Source organism: Variovorax sp. 10L426, assembly GCF_056395305.1.
Genome location: NZ_JBFTJF010000026.1, coordinates 47,903 through 62,658, shown reverse-complemented (window position 1 = coordinate 62,658; position 14,756 = coordinate 47,903). Strand labels below are relative to the sequence as shown.

Genomic DNA, 14,756 nt, shown 5'->3' with positions numbered 1-14,756 from the left:
CGGACCCCGCCTGAAGCGAGCACCGCAGGTTGCCCGAAGCGAAGCGCAGGGACACGCACAGTGGGGTCGCCTTTCTTTTGCTTACTTTTCTTTGGCGAAACAAAGAAAAGTGAGTCGCCCGCCGGGGCGAGACCCGGCCCACAGCCTCAATAAAACTGACGCCCCAAAAAATGACCCTCCTAAAAGTCAAAGACCTAGGCAAGTCCTTCGGCGGCGTCAAAGCCGTAGACGGCATCAGCTTCGACCTCCCCCCCGGCGAGCTATTAGCCCTCATCGGCCCGAACGGCGCCGGCAAGTCCACCACCTTCAACATGGTCAACGGCCAGCTCAAAGCAGACCGTGGCTCCATCCTCCTCGACGGCGAAGAACTGGTAGGCCGCAAGCCAAGAGAAATCTGGCGCAAGGGCGTAGGCCGCACCTTCCAGATCGCCGAAACCTTCGCATCCCTCACCGTGGTCGAGAACGTGCAAATGGCCTTGCTATCGCACGATCACAAGCTCTTCGCCACCTGGCGCCGCGCGTCCGATCACAAGCGCGACGAAGCGCTGGCATTGCTCGACCAGGTCGGCATGAAGGCACAGGCGGACCGCCCCTGCAGCGTCCTCGCCTACGGCGACGTGAAGCGCGTCGAACTGGCAATCGCAATGGCCAACCGCCCCAAGCTGCTGCTCATGGACGAGCCCACCGCCGGCATGGCGCCCAAGGAACGCAATTCGCTGATGGCACTGACCAAGCAACTCGTCATCGACCGCGGCATGGCGGTTCTCTTCACCGAGCACAGCATGGATGTCGTGTTCGCCTATGCCGATCGAATGATCGTCCTCGCGCGCGGGCGCCTGATTGCGCAAGGCAAGCCGCTGGAGATCCGCGACCATCCCAAGGTGCAGGAGGTGTACTTCGGCAGCGGCAAGACCTTCGAGAAGATTGCAGAGAAAGCAGCCGCGGTGAATGCAGCGGTGGGAGAGGCGGCATGAGTTCGCACGAAGTGCTGCTCGAAGCCAAGGCGCTGTGCGCCTGGTACGGCGCCGCGCAGATCCTGTACGACGTCGACCTCGAAGTGCGGCGCGGAGAGGTGGTCGCGCTCATGGGGCGCAACGGCGCGGGCAAGTCGACCACGCTCAAGGCGCTGATCGGCATGCTCGGCAAACGCCGCGGCGCGGTGCGATTCCTGGGTCACGACATCTCCAGGAGCGAACCGCATCAGGCCGCGCGCCTGGGCCTGGGCTTCGTGCCCGAGGATCGTCGCGTGTTCACCGACCTCAGCGTGATGGAGAACCTCGAAGTCGGCAGGCAGGCCGCGCGCCGCTGGAGCGACGGCACCGATGCGCCGCTGTGGACGCCGGAACGCCTGTTCAACCTGTTCCCCAACCTCGGCGAGATGCCGAACCGCCCCGGTGGCCGAATGAGCGGCGGCGAACAGCAGATGCTGACCGTGGCGCGTACGCTGATGGGCAATCCCTACCTCGTGCTGCTCGACGAGCCCTCCGAAGGCGTGGCGCCGGTGATCGTCGAGCAGATGGCGAACATGATCCTGGAACTCAAGGCGCAGGGCGTGAGCATCCTGCTGTCGGAGCAGAACATGCATTTCGCGGAGCTGGTGTCCGATCGCGCATACGTGCTCGAAAAGGGGCAAATCCGCTACCAGTCGTCAATGGCCGACCTGTCTACCAACGATGAAGTGCGCCGCGCCTATCTCAGCGTATAGATTGTTCAACACCGAGGAGCGAAGACCATGCATTCCACGCAACGCAGAACTCTCTTGAAGTCGGCCGCGGCATTCGGCCTGATCGGCGGCCTGGGTGCATCGGCACCGCTCTTCGCGGCTTCGAAGATCAAGCCCGCAGCCAACTCGGCACTGATCGTTGTCGACGTGCAGAACTGCTTCATCGACGGCGGCACGCTGCCGGTCAAGGGCGGTGCCGAGGTGGTGCCGATCATCAACAAGCTGGCGGGCTCGTTCGACAACATCGTCGTCACGCAGGATTGGCACACGCCCGGCCATGCCTCCTTCGCGAGCACCTACGCAGGCAAGAAGCCCTTCGAGACCACCAAGCTGAGCTACGGCACGCAAGTGCTCTGGCCCGATCACTGCGTGCAGGGCACGGACGACGCCGCGCTCAACAAGGACCTGAAGCTGCCCACGGCGCAAATCATCATCCGCAAGGGCTTCCACAAGGACATGGACAGCTACTCCGCCTTCGAGGAAGCCGATCACAAGACGGCGACCGGACTCGGCGGCTACCTGAAGGCGCGCGGCATCAAGACGGTGTTCGTCACCGGCCTGGCGACCGATTTCTGCGTGGCGTGGACTGCGATGGACGCGCGCAAGGCCGGCTTCGATGTCTACGTGATCGAGGACGCGACGCGCGCCATCGACCTCAACGGCTCGCTCGCCGCCGCGTGGAAGCAGATGGCCGCCAAGGGCGTCAAGCGCATCCAATCCGCCGACATCGAAAGCGTGTGACCCTGCCGAGCCTGACGGTCAACGGACGCAACGTCGAACTCACGGCGTCCCGCGAGGCGACGCTCCTGCATGTGTTGCGCAACGACCTGGGCCTGAACGGGCCCAAGTACGGCTGCGGGCTTGGGCAATGCGGTGCCTGCACCGTATGGGTGGACGGTGTCGCTGCGCGTTCCTGCGTGATTCCGGCGCACGGCGTGGCGGGCCGCGCCATCACCACGCTCGAAGGCCTCGGCTCGCGTGATCGCTGGCATCCCGTGCAACAGGGCTTCGAAGAAGCGCAGGCCGCGCAATGCGGCTACTGCCTCAATGGCATGGTGATGCAGGCGGCGGCCTTGCTCGCGCGCGAATCGAACCCGAGCGAGGCGCGCATCCGCAGCGAGCTCTCCGGCAACCTTTGCCGTTGCGGTACGCACGTGGAGATCGTGGCGGCCGTGCAGCTTGCCGCGCTGTCGATGGCGAAGGGCACCGATTCGTGACGCGGCGCGCCGACCAGCCCCGCACGCGCAGCGAATTCCTCCATGCCGACGGCGTGCTCGTCGTCGTGCGCGACACGCCGCCCGCGCCGCCGCAGGCCAAAGGCCAGCCGGCGCTCGTGGCGGGCAATCCGGCCGAAGGGCCGGAGATATTGATCGCGATCTGGGACGACGGCAGCGTCACGGCACTGAACGGCCACGTCGATCTCGGCACCGGCATCCAGACCGCGCTGTCGCAGATCGTGGCGGAAGAGCTCGATGTACCGCTGGCGCAGCTTCGCATGATGCTGGGCGACACCGCGCGCGTGCCCAACCAGGGCGCGACCATTGCGAGCGCGTCGATCCAGATCCACGCCGGCCCGTTGCGCCACGCGGCTGCGCAGGCGCGCACATGGCTCGTTGCGCAAGCGTCGGAACGGCTCGGTGTTCAGCCGTCGCTGCTGAAGGTGCGCGACGGAAGGGTTCACGCTGGCGACGACCCGGCGTTCAGCCTCGGCTTCGGCGAACTGGTCGCTGGCGCGCGCACCGTGCTGCAGCTCGACACCGTTTCGCGCCTGAAGGACCCGGCCGACTACCGCATCGTCGGCAGCCGCATTCCGCGCGTCGACATTCCGGCCAAGCTTGCGGGCGAACTCGTCTTCGTGCATGACATGCGCGTGCCCGGCATGTTGCACGGGCGCGTCGTGCGGCCGCCGTATGCCGGCGCGGACCATGGCGACTTCATCGGCAACACGCTGGAATCTGTCGACGAATCGTCGATTGCGCACATTCCCGGCATCCGGGGCGTGGTGGTCATTCGCGACTTCGTCGGCATCGTCGCGGAGCGCGAGGAGCATGCCGAGCAGGCACTGCGCGAACTGCGTGTGACCTGGAAAAGCTGGCCCGGCTTGCCGGCGCTCGACGACCTCGAAGGCGCGCTGCGTGCCAATCCGGCGACGCAGCGCCTGCTGGTCGATGAAGGTGACGTGGACGGCGCGCTCGAGAATGCCGCCAATCCGATGCCGCGGACCTATGTGTGGCCCTACCAGATGCATGCGTCGATCGGCCCCTCGTGCGCGCTCGCGCACTGGGAGCCCGAAAGCGGCGACGGCTTCAGGCTGCGCGTGTGGGCCGGCTCGCAAAACCCCCATGTGCTGCGTGCCGATCTCGCGAAGCTGATGGGCCTGGACGATGTGGCGGTCGATGTCGTTCGGATGGAAGCGGCCGGTTGCTACGGCCGCAACGGTGCCGACGACGTCGCAGCCGACGCGGCGCTGCTCGCCCGCGCGGTCGACGCGCCGGTGCGTGTGCAACTCACGCGCGAGCAGGAGCACACGTGGGAGCCCAAAGGTGCCGCGCAGCTGATGCAGGTTCGCGGCGGCCTCGATGCCGACGGCGAGGTCGCGGCCTACGATTTCGAAACCTCGTATCCATCGAATGGCGCACCCACGCTGGCGCTGCTGCTGACCCGAACCATCGAGCCGGTGGCGCAGGCCTTCGAGATGGGCGACCGCACGGCGCGGCCGCCCTATGCCTACGGCAACCTGCGCGTGAAGGTCAACGACATGGCGCCGATCGTTCGGGCCTCGTGGCTTCGCGGCGTGTCGGCCTTGCCGAGTTCGTTTGCGCACGAGTCCTACGTCGACGAACTCGCGACCGCTGCCGGCGTCGATCCGGTCGCGTTCCGCCTGCGCCATCTGCATGATCCGCGAGCCGCCGACCTGGTGCGCGAGACGGCACAGAAGGCCGGCTGGCGCATGCGCACCGGTCCGCAGGAAAACGCCGACGGCGGCCTGGGGCCCGGCGGCGACATCCTCTTCGGCCAGGGCTTTGCGTATGCGCGCTATGTGCACAGCAAGTGGCCGGGCTTCGGCGCGGCATGGTCTGCGTGGGTGGCGGATGTGGAGGTCAACCGCAAGACCGGCGAGGTGCACGTGCGCCGCGTGGTCGTGGGGCATGACGCGGGCCTGATGGTCAATCCGGCCGGCGTGGAACACCAGATCCACGGCAACGTGATCCAGACGACGAGCCGTGCATTGAAGGAGCGCGTGCAATTCGCGCCGCAGCGGGCGCCGGATGCAGAAATGCTCCCGGGCGTGCGGCCTTCGGGCGTGGTCGCGAGCCGCGAGTGGGGTGGCTATCCGATCATCAATTTCCGCGAAGTCCCGGTGATCGAGGTGATGCACATGCAGCGCCCCGGTGAGCCGCCGCTGGGCGCGGGTGAATCGTCGTCCGTGCCGGGTACGGCGGCGATCGCGAACGCGATCTTCGATGCGACCGGCGTTCGCTTCCGCGCGCCGCCGTTCACGCCGGAGGTGGTGCGCCCTGCGCTGAATCCGCTTCCGGCGCCAGCGGGCGAGGAGGAGGGTGATGGCTCGCGCCCGCCGGACCACGCCGAGCCGGACCGCGAGCTGCCCGCCACCGCGCCGTGGCCGCGACGCCGAGGACTGTGGGCGGGCCTCGCCGCGCTGGTCGTGGGCGGCATCGGCGTCGTTGCGGGCTCGATGGGCTGGCGGTCCGCGATCGCGCCGGTGTCTTTCAGCGCGCCGGCCTACAGCGAATCGACCATCGAGCGCGGCCGCACGCTCGCCGCACTGGGCGACTGCGCGGTCTGCCACACGGTACCCGGCGGCACGCCCAACGCGGGAGGGCGCGCGATGGAAACACCCTTCGGCACGATCTACACCACCAACCTCACGCCCGATGCCGACACCGGCCTCGGTCGCTGGTCGTTCAGCGCCTTCCAGCGGGCGATGCGCGAAGGCATCTCGCGCAACGGCCACCATCTGTATCCCGCCTTCCCCTACACAGCATTCGCGAAGACCAGCGACGACGATCTGCAGGCGCTGTATGCGTACTTCATGTCGTTGACGCCCGTGAGCGCAGAAACACCGAAGGCTCAGCTCAAGTTCCCCTTCGGCGCACGACCGCTCATGGCGGGCTGGAACGCGCTGTTCCACGATCCGTCGCCGATGCGGCCCGTCGCCTCGAAAAGCGTCGAGTGGAATCGGGGTGCCTATCTGGTCAACGGCCTGGGCCATTGCGGTGCCTGCCATACGCCGCGCAATGCGCTCGGCGCGGAGCAGGGCGGCACGGCCTATCTGTCGGGCGCCATGGTGGACGGCTGGGAAGCGCCGGCGCTGACCTCGCTGTCGAAGTCCGCGGTGCCGTGGAACACCGAAGCGCTCTATCGCTACCTCCGCCACGGTCACGCGAAGAACCACGGCATCGCAGGCGGCCCGATGGCGGAAGTGGTGCGCGAACTCGCCGCCGTGCCGGACGCGGACATCCGCGCGATGGCGACCTATCTCGCTTCCTTCAACGCCGAAGCGTCGGACGAGGCAGCCTCGGCGCAGGCGCAGGCGCAGCGCGTCGTTGCCGATGCCGCGGCGCGCCAGGGCCAACTGCTCGGCGGCCCCCAGCGCATGTTCGACAGCGCCTGCGCGGCCTGCCATCACGATGGCGACGGGCCCACGCTGCTCGGCGTCAACACGCCCCTCGCGCTGAACAGCAACCTCACAAGCGCGCGGCCGGACAACCTGCTGCGCACCATCCTCGACGGCGTGCGCGAGCCGGCGGCGCGCGATATCGGCTTCATGCCCGCTTTCCGCGAAGCGCTCGACGATGCGCAGATCGCCGAACTGGCCGGCTACATGCGCGCGCGTTTCGCGCCACAGGCACCGGCATGGGAGGATCTGCCGAAGGCGGTCGCCCGGGTCCGGGCGAGCCACGTCGACATGAAGCGCTGACAGTCCCGTACGATCAGCGGATCAATCAGGAGACTTCCGCATGACATCGACGCTGACGCCCGCCCAGTCATTGCCTCGGGACGCCGAGCGCGCCACCCTGATCGGCCGCCTCTGGCTGCCGGACGTCGGGCCCGTGCTTGCGGCCGTGCACGAAGGCGGGCTGCACGACCTCTCGCGCATTGCAGCGACGACCAGCCAGCTGCTGGAGCTCGATGATCCGGTGGGCGCCGTGCGCCAGGTCTTGCGCGACGAGCGCACGCCGCGCGTGGCTTCGCTGGAGGCGACACTGGCGAACAGCGACGAATCGCGCCGCGACACGCGGCATCCGTGGCTGCTCGCACCCTGCGATCTGCAGGCGGTGAAGGCCAGCGGCGTGACCTTCATCGCGAGCCTGCTGGAGCGTGTGATCGAAGAACAGTCGCGCGGCGATGCGTCGAAGGCGGAATCCATTCGCGCCGCGCTCGGCAGCGTGCTTGGCGACAACCTCGCCGGCATCGTGCCCGGATCGCCGCAAGCCGCGAAGGTCAAGGACGTGCTGATCGCGCAGGGTGCGTGGTCGCAGTACCTCGAAGTCGGCATCGGCCCCGACGCCGAAATCTTCACCAAGGCGCCCGTGCTGTCGGCGGTCGGCACCGGCGCCGACGTGGGCATTCATTCAGGGTCGGCGTGGAACAACCCCGAGCCCGAAGTCGTGCTGGCCGTCAACAGCCGCGGGCAGACGCTCGGCGCGGCGCTGGGCAACGACGTCAACCTGCGCGACTTCGAAGGCCGCAGCGCGCTGCTGCTCGGCAAGGCGAAGGACAACAACGCGTCTTGCGCGATCGGGCCTTTCGTCCGGCTCTTCGACGACCACTTCGGCATCGACGACGTGCGCCGCATCACCGTCGCGCTGCGCGTGCTGGGGCCGGAAGGCTTCACGCTCGAAGGATCGAGTTCGCTTTCGAAGATCAGCCGTGATCCGCTGGACCTCGTGTCGCAGGCGATCGGCGCGCATCATGCCTACCCCGACGGCCTGATGCTTTTTCTCGGCACCATGTTCGCGCCCACGCAGGACCGCCACGGTCCGGGGCAGGGCTTCACGCATGTGGTGGGCGACCGGGTCACCATTTCGGCGCCCGAACTCGGCGCGCTGGAGAACCGGGTCGTGCATTCCGAAGATGCGGCGCGGTGGACCTTCGGCATCGGTGCGCTGATGCGCAATCTCGCGGGGCGCGGAGTCATTTAGATCACCCCCAGGTTCGCGCACTTCGTGTCGCTCTCCACCCCCTCTCCGGGGGCAAACCCGGTGGCCCGGCGAAGCCGGTTCCACGGGTTTTCTGGCTTTTACGAGGGGTTGAGCCGCTCAGTCTGCCGCCCTTAGCGCGCGGCGGTACTGAACGGCCTCCGCGACGTGCGCGCTTTCGGTGGCCTCAGACCCCGCCAGGTCGGCGATCGTGCGGGCTACCTTCAGTGCCCGGTGCGTGCTGCGCGCCGACCAGCCCAGCTTCGCCGCCGCCGTGTGCATGAACTTCAGCGCGTCCGGCGCCAATGAAGCGTGCTGGTCGATCTCTGCGCCTTGTAGTGCGTGGTTGGTCTTGCCTTGCCGGGCCAGTGCGCGTTCGCGAGCCCCGACCGCTCGCTCGCGGATGGCGTCGGTCGCCTCGCCAGCGGGCGAATCCAGCAACTGCTGCGCCGAGACTGCGGGCACCTCGATGTGGAGATCGATGCGATCGAGCAAGGGGCCGCTGAGCTTGCCCTGATAGCGAGAGACCTGATCGGCCGTGCACCGGCAGGCCTTGAGCGTCGAGCCCAGGTAACCGCAGGGACACGGATTCATTGCCGCGATCAACTGGAACCGCGCCGGGAACTCGGCCCGCCGCGCCGCGCGAGCGATCGTGATCGTTCCGGTCTCCAGCGGCTCGCGGAGCGCCTCCAATGCGGGCCTCGTGAATTCTGGAAACTCGTCGAGAAACAGCACGCCGTGATGCGCCAGCGAGATCTCGCCCGGCCTTGGCGGCGACCCGCCGCCGACCATCGCCACCGCGCTGGCTGTGTGATGCGGACTCGACGTCGGCCGGCACATCCAGCGATCGACCGCGAAGCGGCCGCCCAGGCTGGCCACGGCAGCGCTTTCGAGCGCCTCCTCGACGCTCATCGCGGGCAGCAGGCCTGCAAAGCGCTGCGCCAGCATCGACTTGCCTGAGCCGGGCGGTCCCACCATCAACAGGCTGTGGTTGCCGGCCGCGGCGATTTCCAATGCGCGCTTGGCGCTGGCGTGTCCCTTCACGTCGGCGAGGTCGGCGTGGCGAGCGGCCAGTCCGCGAGGCGCTGGAAGAACCCGGGCCCAACCGTCTTCACCGGCATCCGCCGGCGGCGCGCCGTCAGCCGGAAGGAATTGCCGCACCACGTCGAGCAGGTGCCGCGCACCGTAGACCTCGGCGCCGGGCACCAGGGCGGCTTCCTGTGCACTGTCGGTCGGCAGCACCAGCCGCGTGGCGATGCCGCGCGTGTGCAGGGCCAGCGACATCGCGAGCGCACCACGCACGGGCCGCAATTGCCCCGAAAGCGAGAGTTCGCCCGCGAACTCGTGCCCCGACAGCCGGCTCGCCTCGATCTGGCCGCTGGCCGCCAAGATGCCGAGGGCGATCGGCAAATCGAAGCGCCCGGAATCCTTCGGCAGGTCCGCAGGCGCGAGATTGACGGTGATTCGCTTGTTATTGGGGAACTCGAGGCCGGTGTTCTGGATGGCCGACCGCACGCGTTCGCGCGCTTCCCTGACTTCGACATCGACCAGACCGACCAGCGTGAAGCTGGGCAAACCATTGGCCAGATGCACCTCGACCGTGACGCTGGCCGCTTCCAGGCCCAACAACGCACGGCTTTGCACCAAACAAAGACTCATGACTCTCCCTATCCCCAGGATGGTGCGCTCCATCCCATCTTGTATGTGACGACGTACATGCCTGCGCAAGCCTTTGTAAACCTGGCCTTGATGCGCTTGGCACGCTCCCTGCTTCGACGTGGTTTCCAACCCACTTTCAAAACAACTCCGAGGAGTCTCTCGATGATGCACCGCAAACCCGTCCGAATCCTGGCTTTGGGCGCCCTCGCCGTCTTGCCGATGTTGGCGAGCGCGCAAACCGCCGACGCGAGCGCGGCGCCGGCAGCGGCCCCGGCCCCGAATCTCACGGGCAACGTTTCCCTGACCACGAACTACAAGTTCCGCGGCCAGGACCAGGACACCATCGGACACAACGGCTTCGCCAAGACCAGCTGGTTCAAGCCCGCCATCCAGGGCGGCCTGGACTACGTCTTCGGCGACAGCGGCTTCTACGTCGGCAACTGGAACTCCAGCGTCAACTGGCTGGCGGGCAACTCGGTCGAGATGGACTTCTACGGCGGCTACAAATTCAAGGGTGGCCCGATCGACTGGGACGTCGGCGTCTACCAGTACTACTACCCCGGCAACACCGCGGGCAACACCACCGAAATCTACGGCGGCGCCAGCTGGACCGACGAGCGCATCGGCACCTTCGCGGGCAAGTACTCCTGGACCGTCTCCAACGACTATTTCAACTACGCCGGCAACCAGGGCGGCTCGGGCCTGGACGGCCAGAACACCAGCTACCTGAACCTGTCGTACACGAAGGAGATCTTTCCCAAGCTGACCTTCAAGACGGCCATCGGCTACACCTTCTTCACCAGCGACATCAAGAGCCTGGGCTACAAGGACTACCTGGACTACAACGTGGGCGTGTCCTACGACCTCGGCAGCGGCTTGGCGCTCGGTGGCTCGGTACAGGGCGGCAACAACCAGAGCGCCTTCAACCTGGTCGCCAGCCCGGGCATCCCCACCGGCACCGTCTTCGGACCGATCGGCGGCTCCACGTTTTCGCCGAACGTCACTCGATTCATTGTCATGCTGACCAAGACGCTGTAGTTGCCGCAGGCGCGGCTTCGAAGCCGCGCCGCTTCCATCCATCCGTAGGAGAAACACCATGAAGCTGGTCACAGCCATCATCAAACCCTTCAAGCTCGACGAAGTGCGCGAAGCCCTCTCGGCCATCGGCGTGCAAGGGATCACCGTCACCGAGGTCAAGGGCTTCGGTCGACAGAAGGGCCACACCGAGCTCTACCGCGGCGCGGAGTACGTCGTCGACTTCCTGCCCAAGGTGAAGATCGAGGCCGCCGTGGCCGACGAACTCGTCGAGCGCGTGATCGAGGCCGTCGAGGCCGCCGCACGCACCGGCAAGATCGGCGACGGCAAGATTTTTGTGTACGACCTGGAGCAAGTCGTACGCATCCGCACCGGCGAAACGGGCCGCGAAGCACTCTGACCTGCAAGGCATGAAAGACAAACCGAAATGAAAAAATTCCTTGTTTCACTCGCGCTCGGCCTGAGCGTGCTTGCCGCCGGCACCGCCGGCTTCGCGCAGACGCCACCGGCCGCGGCCGAGGCGCCCGCGGCGACGGCGCCTGCCRCCACTGCCGCCGCGCCCGCCGCTGCTGCTGCACCCGCCGCCGCGACCGCGGCACCGGCTGCCGATGCCGCCGCCCCCGCTGCCGCGCCTGCACCCTCGTTCAACAAGGGTGATACCGCGTGGATGCTCGTGTCCACGCTGCTGGTGATCATGATGACGGTCCCCGGCCTGGCGCTGTTCTACGGCGGCCTGGTCCGCAGCAAGAACATGCTGTCGGTGCTGATGCAGGTGATGGTCACTTTCTCGATGATCGTCGTGCTGTGGCTGATCTACGGCTACAGCCTGGCGTTCACCGAAGGCAACGCATTCATCGGCGGGTTCGACCGGCTCTTCATGAAGGGCATCTTCGATGCGTCGACCGGCGTGTTCGCACCCGGCGCGACCTTCAGCAAGGGCGTGTACATCCCCGAACTGCTGTTCGCCGCCTTCCAGGCGACCTTCGCCGGCATCACCTGCTGCCTGATCGTCGGCGCCTTTGCCGAGCGCATCAAGTTCTCGGCGGTGCTGCTGTTCATGGCGATCTGGTTCACCTTCAGCTATGCGCCGATCGCGCACATGGTCTGGTTCTGGATGGGCCCGGACGCTTACTCGAGCAAGGAAGTGGTCGACGCCATGAACGCCAAGGCCGGCCTGGTCTGGCAGTGGGGCGCGCTCGACTTCGCGGGCGGCACCGTGGTGCACATCAACGCGGCCGTCGCCGGCCTGGTCGGCGCCTACCTGATCGGCAAGCGCATCGGCTACGGCAAGGAATCGTTCACGCCGCACTCGCTGACGCTCACGATGGTCGGTGCCTCCCTGCTGTGGGTGGGCTGGTTCGGCTTCAATGCCGGCTCCGCGCTCGAAGCGGGTACCAGCGCCGTGCTGGCGTTCATGAACACCTTCTCCGCCACCTCCGCCGCCGTGCTCGCATGGTGCATCGGTGAAGCGCTGATGCGTGGCAAGGCCTCCATGCTGGGTGCCGCTTCGGGTGCCGTTGCCGGCCTCGTGGCCATCACGCCGGCCGCCGGCAACGTCGGCCTGATGGGTGCCATCGTCATCGGCTTCATCGCCGGCTTCGCCTGCCTCTGGGGTGTCAACGGTCTCAAGAAGCTGCTCGGCGCGGACGACTCGCTCGACGTGTTCGGCGTGCACGGTGTCGGCGGTATCGTCGGCGCGCTGCTGACCGGTGTCTTCAACACGCAAGCGCTCGGCGGCCCCGGCCTGGTGGGCGACTGGGTCACGGCCAGCGTCATCTCCAACGGTATCGGCGCGCAGTTCTGGATCCAGCTCAAGGGCGTGCTGCTGACCATCGTGTGGTCGGGCGTGGTGTCCTTCATCGCCTACAAGATCGCCGACCTCACCATCGGCCTCCGTGTGAGCGAGGAAGAAGAGCGCGAAGGCCTCGATATCTCGGCGCACGGCGAGACTGCATACAACAGGTAACTCGCCCCCAGGTTGCCCGGCACTTCGTGTCCGGGCGCCCACCCCCTGCCGGGGGCAACACCAGCGGACTGGCAAAGCCAGATCCGCGGTGTTTCACCAACGGGCGTGGCTTTGCCCGCCGCAGTCGGGCTGCGGCGGGCATAATTTTTTGATGTGGACCACACTGAATCACAGCTTGAGCCAGCTGGGCGAATCGCCGTTTTGGCATCCGGGGGAACGGTCGCTGTATTGGCTGGACATTCCGGGGCGCGCGGTTTTGCGGACGCGCGGCGATATTGCCGATGCCGCTGTCGAGCGCTGGGATCTTCCGACTGAGCCGGGCTGCATGGCGCCGGCACATGGCGGCGGGTTGGTGATCGCGCTGCGTGACGGCGTTTATCGTGCGCGGGAATGGGGTGGCACGCTCCAGATGATGGCGCGGGTCGATCACGATGTGCGCACCATGCGCTTCAACGACGGGAAGTGTGATCCGCTGGGACGGTTTTGGGCCGGCACCCTGAACGAGGCCAAGGACCGGCCCAATGCGGCGCTCTATTGCCTCGATGCGCGCGGCGGTCGTGCGCCGTCGCTCAAGCAGATGGCCAACGAAGCCACCACGGCCAATGGGCTGGCTTTTTCGACCGACGGCGACACGCTGTACTGGGCCGACACCGCGGCGCATCGCGTGCGCGCCTGGACTTGGGCGGCACGGGTCAACGCGATGACCCGTCCGCGTGTGTTCCAGCAATTCGACAACAAGCCCGATGGCTGGACGCCGGAGTCGCCCCTGCACTACGAAGGCCGGCCCGACGGCGCGACGGTCGATGCCGACGGGCATTACTGGGTCGCCATGTTCGAAGGCGGCCAGGTGCTGCGCTTTGCACCCTCGGGCGAGCGCGTGTCGGCGCTGCCCACGCCGGTCCAGTGCCCGACCATGCCCTGCTTCGGCGGGGACGATCTGCGCACCCTGTTCGTGACGACCGCACGGCGCGGCAGGCCGGCGGCGGAACTCGAACAGCGGCCCGCGTCAGGGCATGTGCTGTCGATTCGCGTGGCGACGCCGGGGCTGCCGGTCCAGTTCTTCGAAGACTGAACTTGCGCTGGCGGTACGATCGCCCGCATGGATCCAGCCCTTTGCCAGATCACCGAGCGCATACGCGCCGCCGCCGCCGATGGGACGTTGCTGCGCGTTCGCGGCCGCGGCACCAAGGACTTCTACGGCGAGATGCCCCAGGGCGAGCCGCTGCCCACCGAAGGACTCGCGGGTATCACGAGCTACGAGCCCAGCGAACTGGTCGTCACCGCGCGTGCCGGCACGCCGCTCGTCGAGCTCGAATCCGTGCTGGCCGCGCAAGGCCAATGCCTGCCGTTCGAACCGCCACGCTTCGGTGAAGGTGGCACGGTCGGCGGCATGGTGGCCGCCGGACTCAGCGGGCCGGCGCGTGCCAGCGTGGGCTCGGTGCGCGACTATGTCCTCGGCGCGACTTTGGTCAACGGCCGCAGCGAGGTTCTCACCTTCGGCGGCCAGGTCATGAAGAACGTGGCGGGCTACGACGTTTCCCGCGTGCTTGCGGGGTCGCTGGGCGTGCTCGGGGTCATTGCCGAGGTGAGCCTCAAGGTGCTGCCGCTGGCACCCGCCGAGGCGACGCTTGAATTCGCTTGCACCCAAGCTGACGCACTGCGATTGCTCAACGAATGGGGCGGCCGGCCGCTGCCGCTCAATGCCAGCGTCTGGCGCGAACGTGACGGCGCAGGTGTGTTGTCGCTGCGTTTGCGCGGCGCGGTGGCGGCCGTGGAGGCCGCCTGCGCACACCTCGGCGGCGAGCGGCAAGACAACGCCCAGACAGCGCCCGGCTGGGATTCGCTGCGCGACCAACGGCATCCGTGGTTCGCCACGGCGCAGGGCGCGAACGACCTCTGGCGAATCTCGGTGCCGCAGACGGCGCCGGTGCTCGACGTCGACGGCGCACCGCTGGTCGAATGGCACGGCGGGCAGCGGTGGTACCTTGCGCCGCCCGACCAACGTCCGCGACTGCGCGCAGCGGCGCACAAGGCCGGCGGCCACGCGACGCTGTTCAGGCCGTCGGATGCCCATGGGCACCGGGTGCTCGACAGGTTCGACGCATTGAGCGCACCGGTCGAGCGCATTCATCGCGCACTGATGCAGGAATTCGATCCCTACGCCGTCTTCCATCGCGGGCGGCTCTATCCCGCGCACTGACACGCACCG

At 67.3% G+C, this 14,756-nt stretch carries 12 protein-coding genes; 11 read left to right on the top strand and 1 reads right to left on the bottom strand.

Annotation, left to right across the window (positions count from 1 at the left end; all coding sequences use genetic code 11):
• The first annotated feature begins 170 nt into the window (after positions 1-170).
• From AC1DHL_RS27220 to AC1DHL_RS27195, 6 genes are read left to right on the top strand one after another with little or no spacing between them, the layout of a single operon-like run.
• Entirely contained in the window at positions 171-974 is an 804-nt protein-coding gene (locus tag AC1DHL_RS27220; RefSeq protein WP_478164028.1) for an ABC transporter ATP-binding protein, read from the top strand.
• Positions 971-1,705 carry an ABC transporter ATP-binding protein gene (locus AC1DHL_RS27215; protein WP_478164027.1) on the top strand — a complete coding sequence of 245 codons (735 nt, stop codon included), beginning with the start codon at positions 971-973 and terminating at the stop codon, positions 1,703-1,705. Before AC1DHL_RS27220 ends, AC1DHL_RS27215 begins: the two co-directional genes overlap by 4 nt.
• A gap of 27 nt (positions 1,706-1,732) precedes the next feature.
• Entirely contained in the window at positions 1,733-2,464 is a 732-nt protein-coding gene (locus AC1DHL_RS27210; RefSeq protein WP_478164026.1) for a nicotinamidase, read from the top strand.
• Complete coding sequence (locus AC1DHL_RS27205) at positions 2,461-2,940, top strand: (2Fe-2S)-binding protein (protein ID WP_478103553.1); 480 nt, start codon at positions 2,461-2,463, stop codon at positions 2,938-2,940. The genes AC1DHL_RS27210 and AC1DHL_RS27205 overlap by 4 nt, the downstream gene beginning before the upstream one ends.
• On the top strand, positions 2,937-6,665 hold the full coding sequence (locus AC1DHL_RS27200) for a molybdopterin cofactor-binding domain-containing protein (protein ID WP_478164025.1): 3,729 nt from the start codon (positions 2,937-2,939) through the stop codon (positions 6,663-6,665). Before AC1DHL_RS27205 ends, AC1DHL_RS27200 begins: the two co-directional genes overlap by 4 nt.
• A gap of 40 nt (positions 6,666-6,705) precedes the next feature.
• The gene (locus AC1DHL_RS27195; RefSeq protein WP_478164024.1) at positions 6,706-7,890 is read left to right on the top strand and encodes a fumarylacetoacetate hydrolase family protein; all 1,185 of its coding nucleotides are present in this window, start codon (positions 6,706-6,708) and stop codon (positions 7,888-7,890) included.
• Positions 7,891-8,007: 117 nt separating this feature from the next.
• On the opposite strand, the gene AC1DHL_RS27190 is transcribed toward AC1DHL_RS27195, so the two are convergent.
• Positions 8,008-9,546, bottom strand: coding sequence for a YifB family Mg chelatase-like AAA ATPase (locus AC1DHL_RS27190; protein ID WP_478164023.1), 1,539 nt, complete (start codon positions 9,544-9,546; stop codon positions 8,008-8,010).
• A 165-nt stretch (positions 9,547-9,711) separates the two neighbouring features.
• Here AC1DHL_RS27190 and AC1DHL_RS27185 point away from each other — a divergent pair, with 165 nt between their 5' ends.
• From AC1DHL_RS27185 to glcE, 5 genes are all read left to right on the top strand, one after another.
• The gene (locus tag AC1DHL_RS27185) at positions 9,712-10,584 is read left to right on the top strand and encodes a TorF family putative porin (RefSeq protein ID WP_478103693.1); all 873 of its coding nucleotides are present in this window, start codon (positions 9,712-9,714) and stop codon (positions 10,582-10,584) included.
• A 58-nt stretch (positions 10,585-10,642) separates the two neighbouring features.
• Complete coding sequence (gene glnK, locus AC1DHL_RS27180) at positions 10,643-10,981, top strand: P-II family nitrogen regulator (protein ID WP_028249673.1); 339 nt, start codon at positions 10,643-10,645, stop codon at positions 10,979-10,981.
• Positions 10,982-11,008: 27 nt separating this feature from the next.
• Positions 11,009-12,547, top strand: coding sequence for an ammonium transporter (locus AC1DHL_RS27175; RefSeq protein ID WP_478164022.1), 1,539 nt, complete (start codon positions 11,009-11,011; stop codon positions 12,545-12,547).
• A 151-nt stretch (positions 12,548-12,698) separates the two neighbouring features.
• Positions 12,699-13,619, top strand: a complete 921-nt coding sequence (locus AC1DHL_RS27170) for an SMP-30/gluconolactonase/LRE family protein (protein WP_478164021.1) — start codon at positions 12,699-12,701, stop codon at positions 13,617-13,619.
• Between the two features lie 27 nt (positions 13,620-13,646).
• On the top strand, positions 13,647-14,747 hold the full coding sequence (gene glcE / locus AC1DHL_RS27165; RefSeq protein ID WP_478164020.1) for a glycolate oxidase subunit GlcE: 1,101 nt from the start codon (positions 13,647-13,649) through the stop codon (positions 14,745-14,747).
• Positions 14,748-14,756 lie beyond the last annotated feature (9 nt).